General features: G+C 55.5%; 14 protein-coding genes. 12 read left to right on the plus strand and 2 right to left on the minus strand.

All coding sequences use genetic code 11. The features are described 5' to 3' along the window. Window positions 1-96: 96 nt before the first annotated feature. The 8 genes from J8E65_RS05595 (at window position 97) to J8E65_RS05630 (ending at window position 9,698) form a co-directional block, all read left to right on the plus strand. On the plus strand, window positions 97-1,737 hold the full coding sequence (locus tag J8E65_RS05595; RefSeq protein ID WP_210374533.1) for a Ppx/GppA phosphatase family protein: 1,641 nt from the start codon (window positions 97-99) through the stop codon (window positions 1,735-1,737). Between the two features lie 94 nt (window positions 1,738-1,831). Beyond that, window positions 1,832-2,344 (plus strand): NADH-quinone oxidoreductase subunit J family protein, encoded by a 513-nt coding sequence (locus J8E65_RS05600; protein WP_210374535.1) that lies wholly within the window; start codon window positions 1,832-1,834, stop codon window positions 2,342-2,344. Window positions 2,345-2,362: 18 nt separating this feature from the next. Then, window positions 2,363-2,668, plus strand: a complete 306-nt coding sequence (gene nuoK, locus J8E65_RS05605; RefSeq protein ID WP_210374537.1) for an NADH-quinone oxidoreductase subunit NuoK — start codon at window positions 2,363-2,365, stop codon at window positions 2,666-2,668. A 13-nt stretch (window positions 2,669-2,681) separates the two neighbouring features. Then, entirely contained in the window at window positions 2,682-4,670 is a 1,989-nt protein-coding gene (gene nuoL, locus J8E65_RS05610) for an NADH-quinone oxidoreductase subunit L (RefSeq protein ID WP_210374539.1), read from the plus strand. Window positions 4,671-4,700: 30 nt separating this feature from the next. Then, window positions 4,701-6,293 carry a complex I subunit 4 family protein gene (locus J8E65_RS05615; RefSeq protein WP_210374541.1) on the plus strand — a complete coding sequence of 531 codons (1,593 nt, stop codon included), beginning with the start codon at window positions 4,701-4,703 and terminating at the stop codon, window positions 6,291-6,293. Window positions 6,294-6,306: 13 nt separating this feature from the next. Continuing rightward, complete coding sequence (locus J8E65_RS05620; RefSeq protein ID WP_210374543.1) at window positions 6,307-7,869, plus strand: sodium:proton antiporter; 1,563 nt, start codon at window positions 6,307-6,309, stop codon at window positions 7,867-7,869. A gap of 10 nt (window positions 7,870-7,879) precedes the next feature. Next, window positions 7,880-8,176, plus strand: a complete 297-nt coding sequence (locus tag J8E65_RS05625) for a 4a-hydroxytetrahydrobiopterin dehydratase (RefSeq protein ID WP_210374566.1) — start codon at window positions 7,880-7,882, stop codon at window positions 8,174-8,176. A 19-nt stretch (window positions 8,177-8,195) separates the two neighbouring features. Next, on the plus strand, window positions 8,196-9,698 hold the full coding sequence (locus tag J8E65_RS05630) for an NADH-quinone oxidoreductase subunit N (RefSeq protein ID WP_210374569.1): 1,503 nt from the start codon (window positions 8,196-8,198) through the stop codon (window positions 9,696-9,698). A gap of 2 nt (window positions 9,699-9,700) precedes the next feature. Here the strand turns inward: J8E65_RS05630 and J8E65_RS05635 are convergent, their stop codons facing one another. Beyond that, window positions 9,701-10,903 (minus strand): class I SAM-dependent rRNA methyltransferase, encoded by a 1,203-nt coding sequence (locus tag J8E65_RS05635; RefSeq protein ID WP_210374571.1) that lies wholly within the window; start codon window positions 10,901-10,903, stop codon window positions 9,701-9,703. 36 nt (window positions 10,904-10,939) lie between these two features. Here J8E65_RS05635 and J8E65_RS05640 point away from each other — a divergent pair, with 36 nt between their 5' ends. Genes J8E65_RS05640 through J8E65_RS05650 form a run of 3 tightly spaced genes read left to right on the plus strand, consistent with a single transcriptional unit; the run spans window position 10,940 to window position 14,034 of the window. Continuing rightward, window positions 10,940-12,196: a PorV/PorQ family protein gene (locus tag J8E65_RS05640; protein WP_237181691.1), complete on the plus strand. Its 1,257-nt coding sequence runs from the start codon at window positions 10,940-10,942 to the stop codon at window positions 12,194-12,196. Window positions 12,197-12,212: 16 nt separating this feature from the next. Continuing rightward, a complete protein-coding gene (mtnA, locus tag J8E65_RS05645; protein ID WP_210374573.1) occupies window positions 12,213-13,268 on the plus strand; it encodes an S-methyl-5-thioribose-1-phosphate isomerase in 1,056 nt (351 codons plus the stop codon). 7 nt (window positions 13,269-13,275) lie between these two features. Beyond that, the gene (locus tag J8E65_RS05650; RefSeq protein ID WP_210374574.1) at window positions 13,276-14,034 is read left to right on the plus strand and encodes an energy transducer TonB family protein; all 759 of its coding nucleotides are present in this window, start codon (window positions 13,276-13,278) and stop codon (window positions 14,032-14,034) included. A gap of 67 nt (window positions 14,035-14,101) precedes the next feature. On the opposite strand, the gene J8E65_RS05655 is transcribed toward J8E65_RS05650, so the two are convergent. Next, the gene (locus J8E65_RS05655; RefSeq protein WP_210374576.1) at window positions 14,102-15,073 is read right to left on the minus strand and encodes a radical SAM protein; all 972 of its coding nucleotides are present in this window, start codon (window positions 15,071-15,073) and stop codon (window positions 14,102-14,104) included. A 136-nt stretch (window positions 15,074-15,209) separates the two neighbouring features. Between J8E65_RS05655 and J8E65_RS05660 the strand changes: the two genes are divergently transcribed. Next, a complete protein-coding gene (locus tag J8E65_RS05660) occupies window positions 15,210-16,643 on the plus strand; it encodes an exopolysaccharide biosynthesis polyprenyl glycosylphosphotransferase (RefSeq protein ID WP_210374578.1) in 1,434 nt (477 codons plus the stop codon). Window positions 16,644-16,646: the final 3 nt, after the last annotated feature.

A 16,646-nucleotide genomic window follows, 5' to 3' on the forward strand; every position in this document is an offset into this window, starting at 1 on the left:
TCTATCTCCGTTAGCGACGGTTGGTGCTCAACCTTCGTGGAACGATGGGTATGCTGTTGCGGTTGGAGCAAGCCGGAGGCATGCCTAAGTGCCTATATGGCTGAAGAAGTAGACGAAGTCGGAGCCTGTCTGGTCCCTACCAACGTAGCAGACATCCCCCAGGAGGCCACCTCGCCAGTGCGGATGTGCGTGGTTGACCTGGGAACGAATTCTTTTCATGCTGTTATCGTCGATGCGCTGCCCGGTACGTTTCGAGTTGTGGATCGCTTCAAGGAAATGGTGCAGCTGGGGGATGAGGGGTTCCAAACCCATCAGCTCAGTGAGGCCGCTGTAGCGCGAGCACTTCGGGCCCTAAAGCGTATCCGGTTGCTTGCCGAGGGGTGGGGGGCTACAGAATTCTTAGCTTGTGCCACCAGCGCCATTCGTGAAGCAGAAAACGGTGGGGATTTCCTGCAGCGCGTTCGCCATGAGATTGGGTTGCACGTGCGCGTCATCGATGGGCTTCAAGAGGCGCACTTGATCTACAAAGGGGTGCAGCGGGCGGTGCCGATGCCCGAGCCTACCTTGATTGTAGACATTGGTGGGGGATCTACGGAATGCATCATTGCGACCAGCACGCAAGCGCTCCATCTGTTTAGCCTAAAGCTGGGTGCTGCGCGCATGCGCCATCGTTTTATCACTACCGATCCAATCTCGGCCGAAGAGCTTCACGTCTTGCAAGCGTACTATCGCGAGCAGCTGGTGCCGGTTTATGCGGCCGCACGGCAGCATGGTGTGCGTGAGCTGGTGGGTTCCTCAGGTACCATGGAAAACCTGGCATCTGTTTGCGCCCGCATGCTAGGTGAGCGGCGGCGTTCCATCTATGAGCTAGCGTTTCCAGCCGAGGCCTTGCGTCGCGTAGCCCATCGCATCTTAGGAGCGTCGCGCCAAGAACGGCAGCGCATGCGTGGCATTGATGCCAAACGGCTAGATCAGATCGTGGCTGGTGCTGCATTGCTTGACGTGATGCTTGAAGATTTGGCCATTGAGCGCGTGCGCATTTCGCCGCATGCCCTGCGCGAAGGCATTGTGGTCGATTTTGTTGAACAAAATGCCCCACGACTGGCGCAGCTTACTGCGTTTGCTGATGTGCGGCGGCGCAGCGTCTATGAAATGGGCTGGCGATTCGATTGGGAGTACCGTCATGCCAGCCAGGTAGCGGCGCTGGCACTGCAATTGTTTGATGCGACGCGGACGCTGCACCAGCTTGCAGCCGCCGACCGGGAGTTGCTTGAATATGCAGCCTTGCTGCACGACATCGGCTACCACATTAGCCACCACAGCCATCACAAGCACGGGCTTTATCTCATCAAACATGCCGATCTGCGCGGCTTTACTTCAGAGGAGATTGCCATTCTGGCCAACGTGGTACGCTACCATCGAGGGAGTTTGCCGAAGCCTTCACATGCCGATTTTATGGCCCTCTCGCCTGCGGATCGGCAACGCGTGCGCATTCTGGCCGCATTGCTACGCCTGGCTGAAGGGCTCGACCGCAGTCATAATCAGAACGTACGCGCACTTCACGTACACCTTGAGCCTGATCGCTTGCGGCTTCACCTTGAAACCAAAAGTGATCCGGAACTGGAGATCTGGGGAGGGCAGCGCAGTGCCGATCTGTTCACCCAAACCTTTGGGTTGGCTGTGGAAGTAACGGCACAGGTCCAACAGCCCCTGCTGGAGACGCCTGCGGGGGCTTAACGTGATTTTTGCTGCCTGAGGCTTGCTGATCTGCTCGGGGTGCTCTAATTTGGCCGACTGTTTATTGCCCCGCAGTTTTTGCTGGCCCGCTATTATGCTAGCTCAGCTATTGTTTTTCCTGCTTGCCGTTACGGCTGTGGCCGCGGCGTTGGGCATGCTCATCGCCCGCAACCCGGTTTCCAGTGCGCTGTGGCTGGTACTTAACTTGTTTTGCATTGCAGGCTTGTATTTGACCCTGCAAGCGACTTTCCTGGGGGTGATTCAGGTGCTGATCTACGCCGGTGCCATCATGGTGCTGTTTCTGTTTGTGATTATGCTACTCAACCTGGAGGCGCTGCCGCGTCCGCGCGACATTGACTGGGGCAAAGTGCTCGCGTTTGTTGTGGTCATGATGGTGCTGGCCCAATTGGTTTATGTGGTAGCACTGGGATTGGATGTACTGCCAACGTTTACGCCTACGCCTGAGCAAGCAGCACTTACTGGCAGTGCGCAGGCACTTGGACGAGAGCTGCTTACGCGCTACATTATGCCGCTACAGGTCATTGGAATTTTGCTGCTGGCGGCAACCATTGGGGCTGTGATGCTGGCCAAGCGGCGTTTTGTGTGAAGACGCACCCAAAAGCCTATGGAAGTTACGCTGAACTGGTATCTCGCCTTGGGGGTTGTGCTATTCACGCTGGGTGTACTGGGCGTGCTTTTCCGGCGGAATGCTATTGTTATCCTCATGTCGGTTGAGTTGATGCTCAATGCCGTTAACCTAACGCTGGTGGCGCTGAGCCAAGCGATGGGCGATGTTTCAGGCCAGGTACTGGTGTTTTTTGTCATCGCGGTAGCAGCGGCCGAAGCCGCCGTTGGGCTGGCTATTGTGATTGCGTTGTTCCGTAAGAAAGTGACCGTCGACGTAGGCGCCTTTAACCTCTTTAAGTACTGAAAGTGCGCTGGATATGCATCCTACGCTACTTATTGGACTGATTTTGCTGCTGCCCTTGGCTGGAGCAGCCTTTAGTGGGCTAGGGGGATTAGCTTTCCCAGGGTTGAGGCGGTACAAAGTGCTGCTGGGCACCCTAGCTACGTTGGCGGTGGCGGTACCCTTTGGATTAGCGCTTTGGTTATTTATAACCTACAGCGGTGAGCCGCTGGTGGCGCGTTTTTTCACCTGGATGGCCGCTGGGGGTCTGGAGCTGGCCTTTCAGTACCGCATCGATGAGCTTTCGCTGGTGATGACGCTCATCGTCACGGGCGTCGGCGCGCTGATTCACCTCTATTCGATAGGCTACATGTACGAGGACCGGGGCTACTGGAGGTACTTCAGCTACCTGAACCTCTTCATCTTCATGATGCTCAACCTGGTCCTTGCCGACAACCTGGCGTTGCTTTTTTTGGGTTGGGAGGGGGTAGGCTTGTGCTCTTATTTGCTCATTGGCTTTTGGTACGAAGACTTTAAAAACAGCGAAGCGGCCAATAAAGCCTTTATCGTTAACCGGGTGGGGGATGCGGCCTTTTTGCTGGCGATGTTTTTGCTCTTTCGGGAATCGGGCAGCCTTGACTTTGGAACGCTGCTTGCAGATCCCACAACGCTTCCGGCTGGTGTGGTCAGCGTGGCGGTGCTTTTGCTCTTTATTGGGGCAACAGGTAAAAGCGCACAAATTCCGCTTTTTGTGTGGCTACCTGATGCAATGGCGGGCCCAACGCCGGTTTCTGCGCTTATCCATGCCGCCACGATGGTTACTAGTGGACTGTACCTGTTTGCTCGCATTTCTCCCTTGGCTTTGGCGGCTCCGGGGATACTTATGGTTGTGGCTCTGGTAGGAGCGCTGACGGCCTTGATGGCGGCTACCATTGCGCTGACGCAGTACGACATCAAAAAAGTGCTGGCCTACTCCACCGTCTCGCAGCTGGGTTACATGTTCATGGCTGCTGGGGTAGGGGCATTTTTTGTGTCGATCTTTCATGTGCTCACCCATGCTTTCTTTAAGGCCTGTCTCTTTCTAGGTTCAGGGAGCGTCATTCACGCCATGCATCACGTCGAGCACGCGTTGCATGCCCGAGGGCATCACGGCCATCTTGATCCTCAGGATATGCGCAATATGGGGGGGCTGGGGCGTTTTATGCCAGCTACACGCACGACATACCTCATCGCTACGCTTGCTATAGCTGGCTTCCCGCTTACAGCTGGCTTTTTCTCCAAAGATGAGATTCTATTTAAAGCGTTTGAATACGGCTACAATGGCCACACCTATGCCTGGGTGGTTTGGGCGCTTGGCGTAGTGACGGCCTTGCTGACGGCGTTTTACATGATGCGTTCCTACGTACTGACGTTTGAGGGCGTGCCGCGTTGGCCTATGGCCGACCAAGTGCATCCGCACGAATCGCCAGCAACGATGACGCTGCCGCTCTGGATACTGGCGGCTTTGTCGCTGGTGGGCGGTTTTGTGGGACTCCCAAGCGTGATTGCACATGGCGAATGGAACCTGATTCATCACTATTTGGGCACTTCGGGCGGGGGACCTGTTGCCGAGCCCGCCTTGCATGCGCACGTGCCGCTAGCCGTTGAATGGGCCCTGATCGGGTTGGGTATTGGCATAGCGCTTATTGGGCTTTACTGGAGCTGGTCGGTTTATCGTCGCTATGGCCTGGCCTACGACGAGCGCCTGCGTCAGCGCTTGGGCACGCTCTATCAGCTTTGGGCAGCTAAGTACTACTGGGACGAGCTCTACGACCGAACGGTGGTGCAACCGCTGTTGCGCTTTGCCCGAAACGGACTGGCGGTCTTTGACCAGCGCATCATCGATGGGGCGGTCAACGGCACGGCACGCCTAATGGCGCAGCTGGGTCAGCGCGTGCGACACGTGCAAACAGGCGTGGTTCAGGCTTACGCAGTGGCGATTGTGTTGGGCGTAGCGCTGGTTTTGATGTTGATGCTGTTTGGCTAAGAGCAACTTGAGCTTCGACGCAAGCCGACTATGGGTTTCCCGTATCTGACCTCGATTGTTATTTTCCTCCCCCTTCTTGGAGCTTTGCTGATGCTGCCGATGCGCCACCTGGCGGCCATTCGGTGGACGGCGTTGCTCACGACGACCGTTACGTTTTTGCTGTCGCTGTTGCTCTATGCCGGGTTTGATCCCGCAGGCGATCCTGCGCAGCCCCAGCTTGCTGACCGCATCAGTGGCTGGTTCCCAGGGCTGGACATCCAGTACTATGTAGGTATCGATGGCCTAGGGCTATTGCTCATCCTGCTGACCACGCTGCTTGGGCCGGTGGTGGTGCTTTCGTCATGGAACTACATTGATCGCTATCAAAAAGGGTACTACGCGCTGCTGTTGGTGCTGCAAACCGGCATGACCGGGGTCTTTGCTGCTTACGATCTCCTCCTGTTTTACATCTTTTTTGAGCTGACGCTCATCCCGATGTACTTCATTATTGGCATTTGGGGAGGCGAAGACCGCATCTATGCGGCGGTTAAGTTTGTGCTCTACACGCTGGTGGGATCGCTTTTAATGCTGGTGGGCATTCTGTACTTGGGTTTTGCAGCTGGAGATGGGGTCAACGGCGGCGTATTTACCACGGATTACTTTAAAGTGCTGGCTTACTCTGTCCCATTGGCAGCACAAGGCTGGCTGTTTTTTGTATTTGCCTTAGCTTTTGCAATCAAAGTGCCGCTGTTTCCGCTGCATACCTGGTTGCCTGATGCACACGTGCAAGCGCCTACCGGCGGCTCGGTCATTCTAGCTGGTGTGCTGCTCAAGATGGGGACCTATGGTCTGGTGCGGTTTTGTTTGCCGTTTTTCCCGAATGCAGCGCAAGACTTTGCGCTTTGGATGGCTGTGCTGGCTGTTGTTGGGATTGTGTATGGTGCGCTGGTTTCCCGCGTGCAGGCCGATGCGAAAAAGCTGGTGGCCTATTCCTCGGTAAGCCACCTGGGATTTGTGGTACTAGGTATTTTTGCTTTTACTGTTGAGGCTTTGCAGGGCGCAATTATTCAGATGGTCAACCATGGCCTGTCGACAGGTGCCCTTTTCTTGCTGGTAGGCATGCTCTACGAGCGGCGGCATACACGGTTGATGGAGGAATTTGGCGGTATTGCACGCGTAATGCCGGTGTTTGCCTTTTTCTTGGTTTTTACAGCGTTGGCTTCGGCAGGCCTTCCGGGGCTGAATGGTTTTGTAGGCGAGTTCATGATACTGTTGGGTTCCCTGAAGAGCACTGTCATCGGCCATCCCGTTTTAATTGCTTTGGCAACTTCGGGGGTCATTTTGGCCGCTGTGTATTTGCTTTGGCTGCTTTACCGAACGTTGTTTGGGCCGATTCAAAAAGAAGTCAACCGTACGCTTAGCGATTTAAAGGCACGGGAGGTGTTGCTGCTGGCACCTCTGGCTGTGCTGATGCTCTGGATTGGGGTGGCACCTAAGCCATTTTTGACGCGGAGCGAACCCACGGCGCGCTTTCTGCTGGAGACAGTAGCACAAAAACGCCTAAGCGCTCTCCAGGAAGCCGAGCGTGGGGTAGAAAATGCAGCCCTAAACGGTTTCACCGATCATCAAAATGTCGTGCAGTAATCCTTAACGCATTATGGACACGCACTCTTGCAGGACGTGGAGCGGGCCAGCCTGTGTGCTGCGCCCGTTTCTTTTGGGCCTACTGCTTTGGGGCTTGCAGCCCGCACAGGCGCAGCAAGCGGTTCCCAACGCGCCTGAAGCCATTGAAGCAATCTCTGCAGCGGCAGTGCAGCCCGCTGATACATCAGCCCACGAAGCTCCTGGTGTAGCGCATGGGCCGCGGCCGCCTGTGTGGCTGGTGTTGCCTTTTGTGCTGCTTTTGGTGATGATTGCTACAGGGCCACTGTTTTATCCCCACCACTGGCATCATCACTATCCAAAGTATGCCGTAGGCCTTGGGCTATTGGTATCGTTATACTACATTGTGGCCTTGGGGTCTTTTACTACAGTGCTGCATGCCATAGAGGAATATCTTTCGTTTATTGCACTGGTCGCCTCGCTGTTTATTGCTGCCAGCGGCATTTACGTGAACATTAATGCCAAGGGCACGCCGCGTAATAACGTCATTTTGCTGTTTGTTGGATCGCTGGTGGCCAACCTGATTGCGACCACAGGGGCTGCCATGCTGTTTGTGCGGAGCTACATGCGGCTTAACAAAGGCCGCCTTAAGCCCTATCATATCATCTTTTTCATCTTTTTAGTAGCCAATGTGGGAGGGGCGTTAACGCCCATAGGTGATCCACCCCTATTTTTGGGCTTTTTGCGGGGTGTTCCATTTTTTTGGACGCTAGAGCATGTTTGGTTTGTTTGGCTGCCAACGGTTCTACTTATTCTAGCGGTGTTCTATGTGATTGATTCACGGAACAAGGCTGCCAGTCCTGATCCTGATCCTAACCAACCGCTTTTGCAAATTCGCGGTGCCAAAAACTTCCTTTGGGTGCTGGTGATTATTCTTTCGGTGTTTCTTGACCCGAATGTGTTTGACTGGGTGCCTGATTTGCGAGAGTTGTACCACCTTCCGATAGGCATTCGGGAGATGATCATGTTTTCAGTAGCGGTGCTGGCCTATAAGTTTGCCGATCGCGAGGCGCTGCAGAAAAATGCGTTTACGTTTGAGCCTATTCGCGAGGTAGGCTGGTTGTTTTTAGGTATTTTTGCTACGATGCAGCCAGCACTGCAGCTGATCAGCCTGTTTGCCTATGAACACGCTGAACAGCTTACTGTGGGCATGTTTTACTGGAGTGCTGGAATGCTTTCTAGCGTGCTCGACAATGCCCCGACCTATCTAAACTTTGTGGCAGCAGCCATGGGTAAGTTTGGCTTGGATGTGAACGTGCCGCAGCAAGTTAAAGCATTTGCCCTGCCCGAAATGGCCCATCCGGAGTCTTGGTTCTACTTGCAGGCGATTTCCATTGCTGCTGTCTTTTTTGGCGCTATGACCTATATTGGAAATGCGCCCAACTTTATGGTCAAGGCGATCGCTGAAGAAAACAAAGTTAGCATGCCTTCTTTTATGGGGTATGTGACGCGGTATTCGCTGCCGATACTGATTCCCATTTACTTTGTGATTTACGCTCTCTTTTACAGTGGGTGGTTTCCGTCGCTTGACGCCTGGGTTGAGCAGTTGATTCGATAGCGGAGGAGCTATGCCTTATGCTGAACCCCTAAGCCGCGAGGCTATTGAAGCGGCGCTGGCCGAGTTGAAAGGCTGGCGCTTTGCTGAAGACCGGCTGCAAAAAACGTACACGTTTGGCAGCTTCCGGGAAGCTGTGAGCTTTATTGTGCGCATCGCTTTCGAAGCGGAGCAGCAAAACCACCATCCCGAACTGCATAACGTGTACAATCGGGTAACCATTGCGCTTACAACGCATGCGGCAGGGAATCGCGTAACTGCACGCGACGTGGAGCTGGCACGGGCGATTGAGCGCATTGCCTGGGTCTAACTAAAAAGCGAGATCTACGATGGAGCTTCTGGAAGCGTACCGTATGCTTCCGGCCGACCTTATGGCGGCCTTACCGCTGGTGCTGACGACGGTCATAGGGCTAGTGCTTGTGGTTTGGGATGCGTTTCGTAATGATGCACCGCCTATCCCATGGGTAGCAGCTGCTGCGCTGGCACTAGGCTTCTTTTGGGAGCTGGGTAGCATCAGCCGTCCACCGGAAACGGCTTTCTACGGTCTCATTCGCGTAGGTGGCATGGCGTCGTTTGCCAATGCAGTCATTCTCGCCAGTGGGCTGCTGACTATCGTACTATCGGTGCCTTATTTGCGTCGGCTTCGGCACCTGCATGGCGAAATCTACGCGCTGATTTTGTTCGCTACGGTTGGTATGCTTGTTTTGGCTTCGGCCAATAACCTCATTTCGATCTTTGTGGGCCTGGAGACGATGTCGATCTGCCTGTACATTATGACAGGACTGGTCCGCGAAGATGTAGGTGCAGGCGAAGCCGCGCTGAAGTATTTTCTGCTGGGCGCTTTTTCTACGGGTTTCTTTCTCTACGGTATTGCCCTGCTTTACGGCGCTACCGGCACAATGTATCTGCCCCAGATGACGGCAAAACTGGCCGAGGGTGTGCATCCGGTTATGTTTTGGGCTGGGGTGGCGCTTTTGCTAGTGGGCTTTTTGTTTAAAGTAGGGGCAGTACCATTTCATATGTGGACGCCCGATGTTTACCAGGGCGCGCCGACGACGCTAACAGGCTATATGGCTGCTGCTTCTAAGGCTGCTGCCTTTGCTGCCCTAATGCTGGTCCTCGATGCAGCCCTGCCGGCCGAGCGCTGGCAACTTATGCTGGCGCTTGTAGCGCTGGTGACAATGGTTGCGGGCAACGTGCTGGCGCTGGTGCAGCAGAATGCCAAACGCATGCTGGCTTACTCGTCTATCGCCCATGCAGGTTACATCCTGGTCGGACTGGCTGCTGGAACGCCTGAAGGCTACGGGGGCGCTCTGTTCTACTTGCTCGTGTATGCGCTGATGAACATTGGGGCTTTTGGGGTGATGGCCTTTCTGGAATGGGATGGTAAGGTAGGTCGTGAGCAAACAATGGATTCTTTGGCCGGCATTGGCTACCGACGGCCCCTGCTGGGTGTGGCTATGGCCTTCTTTATGTTTAGCCTGACAGGTTTTCCGCCGCTGGCTGGGTTTATTGCCAAGTACGCGGTCTTTGCGCCAGCGATTAAAGCGGGCCTGACTTGGCTGGTTGTGGTAGGTGTACTGGCCAGTGTGCTATCGGCTTACTATTACCTGCGTCTAGTGTACATCTTTTGGATGAAGACGCCTGACGAGGCGCCTGAAGTCGTACGCCAACAGACGTTTCCCGTACCACCGGCCTCGCAGGCTGTACTTCTGGTGTGCGTGGTCTTGATCGTGCTCTTAGGTGTATTGCCCGGTTTACTGGAAGTGACCGCTTCGTTTTTCCCTACGCCGGCAGCTCCCCCGGCCGCTACGACCATGCTGCTGCCTTGAAGCTACTGCCGCACTGGAGGTGCTTCGTCAGCGAGCTTCTGAACGATAAAGAACTTGAGGTAACGCGTTTCGGGCATCGCTTCGAGCACGGGATGGTCGGGGGGTTGGCTCCCCCGATAGAGCAGGCGCAAGGCGCATCCTACGCGACGTGCACTGTAGTGCAGGATTTTGAAAAATTCTTCCTCATCTAGGGCTTGCGAGCAGGAAGCGGTAGCCAGGATGCCTCCAGGGGGGAGGAGCTGAAGCGCGTTGATGTTAATGCGTTGGTAAGCGCGCCGCGCTTCGTCCAAATGCCGTTTGCTTTTGGCAAAAGCAGGGGGGTCGAGCACGATGAGCTCGTAGGTTGCGCCACGGGCTACCAGTTCGCCTAGCCGATCGAGGGCGTTGGCCACGTCGAAGGTGAGCCGCGAAGGCTCAATCCCATTGCGCTGTGCGTTTTCTCGGGCACGGGCCATAGCCGCCTCGGAAATGTCGAGCAGGTGTACATGGGTAGCGCCGTAAACAGCAGCCATAAGCCCAAAGCCGCCATCGGCCGAAAATACATCCAGCACGCGCCGGCCGCGTGCCAAGCGGGCTACTATAGGCCGGTGCAGCCGCTGATCCAGGAAAAAACCTGTCTTTAGCCCCTCGAGTACATCGACGCTAAAGCGCACGCCTTCCTCGGTAATCTCCACAGGGCCAGTGTAGCGACCGCGCAAGATGCCGCGTTGCTGCGGCAAACCCTCTTTTTCTCGGAGGACGTTGTCGTTGCGTTCCACAATAGCCCGCGGGCGGAGCAGTTCTTCCAAAAGGTCTAGCAGCAGCTCGCGGTGCTGTTCCATACCGTAGCAAAGGCACGTCCATGTCAGCACGTCATCGTAGCGATCAACGATGGTGCCTGGCAGGCCGTCGCTTTCACTAAAAACAAGCCGGTAGTGTCTGCTGTCCCCAAAAGCAGCTTGCCGAAGGGATAGCGCCTGCCGAAGCCGTTGTCGGAAGAAGTCGGCGTTGATTGTAGCTGCAGGATCAGACGTAAGAAAACGAACCGCAATCTGTGAGTGTTCGTGGTAGAATCCCAAGCCATACACCGTGCCATCGGCAGCCGCAATTTCAACAACGTCACCGGTTTGCGGGCGGCCTTCGATGCGGTGAACCTGGTTCGCAAAAACCCACGGATAGCCGCGCCTAAGTAGCTTGTCTTTGCCTGCTTTAAGAACAACGCGCATGGGTTGAGATCCTTAGGATTCGGCTTGGCTAGGCCAATGGCAGGAGGGAACGGGCAGGCCGGCTGCCGGTTGGATGCGGCGTATGGCCACCCAAAGCGCCAGCCCTTTGGCTTGTTGCTACACGATCGTTTGTCCAAGGCCAACGTCAACGCAAAGACGCAACGCATGTTCGGCTTGATTCGGTATGCAGCGGGTTTGCTGCTTTTGCTTTGGAGCATTCCCGTTGCGGCGCAACAGCTAGCCAAGTACGGGGCCGATTTCTTAGCGGGGGGTGTAGGTGGGCGTGCATTGGGTATGGGTGGAGCGTACGTTGCTTTGGCAACAGATGTGGACGCCGTTTATTGGAATGCAGCTGGCCTTGCTGCGCTGGCCTATCCCGAGGGGTCCTACATGCATGCTGAGCGGTTTGCTGGTATTGTTTCGTTTGATTACGCAGCATTTGCCTGGCCGCTAAGCGCGCGTTCGACGCTGGGCGTGGCGCTTTTTCGCAGTGGCGTTAACGATATCAAAAATACGCTCAATGCCTGGGATCCGGTGCGCGACCGGCCCAGACCCAATGCGGAAGCCTTCATCGAGACGTTCTCAGCAGTCGACTATGCGTTCTTTTTCAGCTATGCACGCTTGCTGAGCAAAAACTGGGCCTGGGGGCTTTCGGCCAAAGTGGTGTACCGCGCTATTGGCGACTTTGCTGAAGCCTGGGGGTATAGCGTAGATGCTGCTGTCCGGTACCGTATTGGGCGTTTTGGACTGGGTCTAAACGTGCAGGATCTCTCCACAATGCTGCAAAGCTGGAGTATTAATCCAGACGCTTTTGCCCTGGAGACCATCAATCCCCAGACCGGCCAACCCTATACGTTTGCAGAAGCTTTTGGACAAGATTTGCCCAAAGGGGGAACCTACCTGGTATTGCCAGTGCTTCGCCTAGGCTCGGTTTATGAGCAACCCCTGGGGATGCATCGGCTAATGCTGGCAGCCGACGTGGACGTAGCCTTCGACGGGCAGCAGACTTATGCTTTCAACATAGGTGAGGTGTCTTTTCATCCGCGGCTGGGTGCCGAGTTTGCCTTTCGGGACGTGGTAGCGCTGCGGGCTGGAATTAACCGCATGACCTATTCAAAGCGCTTTGGTCTAGAGTTAACGCCTACCGTAGGCGCAGGCGTGCACTTTAGGCAGCTGCGCGTGGATTATAGCTTTGGAGATTTTGCCGGGTTGGCCTCCGATTTGGGTTTTGCCCACCGCCTTTCTGTGCGTTTTGTATTGGCCCGGGAAGGCTGGCTGCGACCTGAAGAATGAATAAAACCTCAAAAAGATGATACCGCCGCTGTATTGGAATGACGAAGCTTTTCGGGTAGAGCTGTTAGACCAGACGTTGCTGCCGGTTGAAGAGCGCTGGATTCCAATTGAAACGCCCGAGCAGATGGCCGAGGCGATTCGAAAGCTACGCGTACGCGGCGCGCCGGCGATCGGGATTGCGGCTTCCTATGGGGTAGTGCTGGCTTTGCGGGCGCCCGAAAGCCACGTCGAAATGGTCCGCAAAGCTATTGCGCTGCTGCGGCAGACGCGTCCTACAGCTGTAAACTTGTTTGGGGCGCTTCGGCGTATGGAAGCTGTTGCCGATGCTTATGCAACGGCCGATCGGCATACGCTGGCCCAGCGTTTACTGGCCGAAGCACGGGCTATCGAAAGCGAAGACCGAGAGGCTGGGCGCCGCTTAGGGGCTTATGGCCTAGAAGTGCTCAAAGAGGGCATGCGGGTGCTGACGCACTGCCACACGGGTGGGGTGGCTACTTCAGGGTATGGAACGGCTCTGGCCCCGTTCATCCTGGGTAAAGAACGGGGCATCCGGCTCGAAGCCTGGGTAGACGAAACGCGCCCTTTGCTGCAAGGCAGCCGCATCACCGCCTGGGAGCTTCAGAAGGCTGGTGTTCCGGCCACGCTGATTACAGATTCTATGGCGGCTCACGTCATGCAACGGGGATGGGTTGATGCCGTGATTGTGGGAGCCGACCGCATTGCGGCTAACGGCGATGTAGCCAATAAAATCGGCACCTATGGGCTAGCTGTGCTGGCCCGCGCGCATGGCATCCCGTTTTACGTATCCGCGCCTATATCGACGATTGATTTTGAGACGCCTTCTGGAGAAGCTATTGTAATCGAAGAGCGGGATCCTCGGGAGATTACGCATGGTTTTGGTCGGCAGACAGCGCCAGAAGGCATTCGGGTGTACAATCCAGCGTTCGACGTGACGCCAGCGTCTTTGATTACAGCCATCATCACGGATCAGGGAATTTTGCGGCCTCCGTATGCAGAAGCATTGCAGGCCCTCCGGGAGCGTTTGGACACCCCAATGGTAAGCAAAGCCTAAAACGGCCATGAAGCGGGCCAAAAGTAGCGATTGGATTGGACTGACCACCAGTCTTGTGGTACATGCCCTCGTATTGCTGTTGCTGGCGTTTACCAGCGTGCAACTTAACCCAGCACTGCCGCTTGGGTTTATTGAGGTGGAGTTAGGTCCTTGGGCGGAAGGACGTCCGGTGCAGCGTTCCGAACAGCCTCGCCCCAACGAGGCTGCACCGCAGCCGCAGCCCGAAACGCCGCGCCCAGAAGAGGCTGCATTGCCTGAGCGCGCACGTCCCGTTGAACTGCCCCGTCAAGCCCAACCTGTCCAGGACGAAGACCGGCTTCAGGAGCCGGAAGAGACCAAGGTTGCCCCAGAACGCCAAAATAACCCAGCTGAAGTTAAAAAACCGGAGCCTAGCGAAGCTGCCCGGCCTGTTACGCCGCAAGGAGGGGGACAGGCTGAAGGAACGGCTGGCGCAGCCACCGGTCGCCAAGGACAAGGTCAGCAAGACCAGCGCAGTGCGCCGTATTTGATTGAAGGGTTAGATCGCGCGCTGGTGCAAGCTCCGCTGCCTGTCTATGCCGAAAAAGTCAATGCCACCATTCGCGTGCGCATTGTAGTTGATCCTCAAGGCCGAATCATCCAGCGCATTCCACTCATCAAAGCGAATCCGGCGCTAGAGAAGGCCGTGATGGACGCCTTGGAGCGCTGGCGCTTTAACCCTCTACCCCCCGGCGTACCCCCAGAGAACCAAACCGGGGTGATTACCTTCCACTTCCGTTTGGAATAAAGGCGTAGAAACGGGGTTGTGGTCTTGTGTCGGAGATGCGCTTAGCTTGAATGCATGTGTTTGAGGCTTAGTAAAACCAAGGGCTTTTCATTTGTAGACGGGGGTGAGGACGGCGGCGGTCTAGGCGATGCAGACCGAGTTCAGCGGCCATGTGCAAGGCTTGAGCAAATTCGCTAGGGCTTAGGCGGCGGTTGAGTTCGGGAAAGGTACTGCGATCGACGCGACCGGCAGGGTAATACTGGTCCATAAGGTTAACGTAGGTGTTGGGTCCCAACTCTCGAGCAATCCAAGTTAAAATAGCCCGCGTTTCCTCTAGGCAGCCTGGCATGACCAAATGTCGGATGAGCAGGCCTCGGCGTGCAAGCCCTTCGTCATCAAGTACGAGATCGCCTACCTGCCGGTGCATTTCTTTAATGGCTGCGCGGGCATGCTCAGGATAGTCAGCCGCTTTCATGTAACGCTGGCTCAGGTCTGGACTCCAAAACTTAAAGTCCGGCATGTAGATATCCACAATGCCTTCAAGCAAGCGTAGACTTTCGAGGCTGTCGTAGGCGCTGGTATTGTAGACAATAGGTAACCGCAGTCCACGGGCTACAGCAATCGCGAGTGCTTCGATGACCTGTGGCACAACGTGCTCGGGGGTGACCAGATTGATGTTGTGGCAGCCAAGCGCCTGCAGTTCCAGCATCATGGCAGCAATGGCTTCTGGTGGATGCCCTGGAGGCGCTTTGTGGGGCTTAATGGCCTGACTGATTTCATAGTTTTGGCAAAATACGCAGCGCAGGTTGCAATGGGCAAAAAAGATGGTTCCCGAGCCATTCCAACCACGCAGGCAGTCTTCTTCGCCAAAATGCGGAAAGTAGCTGCTAACCAGCGCGTATCGGCCTGTTTTGCAGGCTGCGTAGCGATCTTCTAGCCGATTAACGCCACAGTCACGTGGGCAGGCCCGGCATTCGGCCAGCATGGCCAGAGCCTGCTCGACCCGATGTTGCCACTCGGGTGGGCTTAAATTCAGATAAGATGGCCAGCGTGACGGCATGGCGTCAAAGGCGACTTTCTTTTGGGAATGGTTATTGTATATTTAGGGCAGGGAACGAACAAAAAGTGAACAAAAAGTCTTAGAGCCCTAGCGCCTTTCTTGCTACTACATTGCTTCAAACTGTAAAAGCGTTCCCGTGTCGCGTCGCGTAGAGCTCGCTGCCTTACTGCTTATCGATGGCCTGATGTTTAGCCTGGCCTACGGGTTGCTTTATTTGGCCCGTTTTGAATGGCAGTGGTTTGGGCCACCGGTGTTGTATCCGGCCGCGTTTGGGTTTCCGATGTTATTGATGACGGCTTATTGGATGCTGCTGTTTGCCTTTTCGGGTCTGTATCGCGAGCGTTACGCCGACAGCCGGTTAGACGAGCTGGTGGCGCTGTTTAAGGTAGTGAGTGTAGGGGTATTGATTTTGGTCTTTGCGATTTTCATTGACACCTTGGAGCCAAGTTCCACGCGGGAGGCCATTTTCTTCTACTGGGCATCGGTATACGGGTTGGTGTCGGTAGGGCGATTGGGCGTGCGTACAGTCCAGAAGGTGCTTCGGGTGCATGGCTATGGTGTGCATCGGGCGCTTATTGTAGGGTGGGGTGATAAGGTCGAAGAGCTCTACCAAGAGGTTGCCCGCTATCCAGAGGCAGGGTTAAAAGTTGTGGGCGCAATTCGACTTGCTCGACCTGGCGAATCTTCAGCCCTCTTTGAAGCTGAAGGGGGTGACCCAACAGCTGTAGCTACGATGACAAGCACATCGGCCTGTACGATTGAAGCCTTGCCGCGGCTTATCGACGAGCTCAAGGTGGAAGATGTGCTGATTGCCTTGGAGGGGCGTGACCATGATGCGCTGCTTGAAGTGCTCCGGCTGTGCGATGGTAAGCCAGTCAAGCTGAAGCTGGTGCCGGACTTTTACACGCTTATTGGGGGTATGGCCCGCACGGAGCATATGTATGGTCTGCCCCTTATTGAAGTGCTGCCGGAACCCATGCCAGCTTGGGAGCAAAGCATGAAGCGTCTGATGGACGTGGCCGTTTCGCTGGTCGTGTTGGTGTTGGGGTTGCCGCTCTGGCTGGCGATCGGTTTGCTTATTCGCTTGACCTCTCCGGGTCCAGCAATCTACCGGCAGCAGCGCGTTGGGCAGCATGGCCGCATCTTTACGCTTTACAAGTTTCGCACCATGTATGTCGATGCCGAAGCGCGTACGGGGCCGGTTTGGGCAACCAAAGACGATCCGCGCATTACACCGATTGGTCGCTGGCTGCGCCGCACCCGACTGGATGAGGTGCCGCAGTTTTGGAACGTGCTCAAAGGCGATATGAGCCTGGTGGGTCCTCGGCCTGAGCGGCCGTTTTTTGTGGAGCAGCTAGCGCGAGAAATTCCACTCTACAACCGCCGTCACCGCGTCAAGCCTGGCATTACGGGATGGGCTCAGGTGCGCTGGAAATACGACAACAGCCTTGAAGACGTGCGCCAGAAGGTTAAGTTTGACCTGTTTTATATTGAGAACATGAGCCTGCGGATGGATTTAAAAATTCTTTTTCGGACAATTTATACCATGCTGGCAGGCAAAGGGCAGTGAATT

Source organism: Rhodothermus bifroesti (genome assembly GCF_017908595.1).
GTDB classification, from domain to species: domain Bacteria; phylum Bacteroidota; class Rhodothermia; order Rhodothermales; family Rhodothermaceae; genus Rhodothermus; species Rhodothermus bifroesti.

Excerpts from the sequence above, each read along its gene's own strand:
- J8E65_RS05595 (WP_210374533.1), top strand. The coding sequence starts at position 97 with ATGGCTGAAGAAGTAGACGAAGTCGGAGCCTGTCTGGTCCCTACCAAC.
- J8E65_RS05600 (WP_210374535.1), top strand. The coding sequence starts at position 1,832 with ATGCTAGCTCAGCTATTGTTTTTCCTGCTTGCCGTTACGGCTGTGGCC.
- nuoK (WP_210374537.1), top strand. The coding sequence starts at position 2,363 with ATGGAAGTTACGCTGAACTGGTATCTCGCCTTGGGGGTTGTGCTATTC.
- nuoL (WP_210374539.1), top strand. The coding sequence starts at position 2,682 with ATGCATCCTACGCTACTTATTGGACTGATTTTGCTGCTGCCCTTGGCT.
- J8E65_RS05615 (WP_210374541.1), top strand. The coding sequence starts at position 4,701 with ATGGGTTTCCCGTATCTGACCTCGATTGTTATTTTCCTCCCCCTTCTT.
- J8E65_RS05620 (WP_210374543.1), top strand. The coding sequence starts at position 6,307 with ATGGACACGCACTCTTGCAGGACGTGGAGCGGGCCAGCCTGTGTGCTG.
- J8E65_RS05625 (WP_210374566.1), top strand. The coding sequence starts at position 7,880 with ATGCCTTATGCTGAACCCCTAAGCCGCGAGGCTATTGAAGCGGCGCTG.
- J8E65_RS05630 (WP_210374569.1), top strand. The coding sequence starts at position 8,196 with ATGGAGCTTCTGGAAGCGTACCGTATGCTTCCGGCCGACCTTATGGCG.
- J8E65_RS05635 (WP_210374571.1), bottom strand. The coding sequence starts at position 10,903 with ATGCGCGTTGTTCTTAAAGCAGGCAAAGACAAGCTACTTAGGCGCGGC.
- J8E65_RS05640 (WP_237181691.1), top strand. The coding sequence starts at position 10,940 with ATGGCAGGAGGGAACGGGCAGGCCGGCTGCCGGTTGGATGCGGCGTAT.
- mtnA (WP_210374573.1), top strand. The coding sequence starts at position 12,213 with ATGATACCGCCGCTGTATTGGAATGACGAAGCTTTTCGGGTAGAGCTG.
- J8E65_RS05650 (WP_210374574.1), top strand. The coding sequence starts at position 13,276 with ATGAAGCGGGCCAAAAGTAGCGATTGGATTGGACTGACCACCAGTCTT.
- J8E65_RS05655 (WP_210374576.1), bottom strand. The coding sequence starts at position 15,073 with ATGCCGTCACGCTGGCCATCTTATCTGAATTTAAGCCCACCCGAGTGG.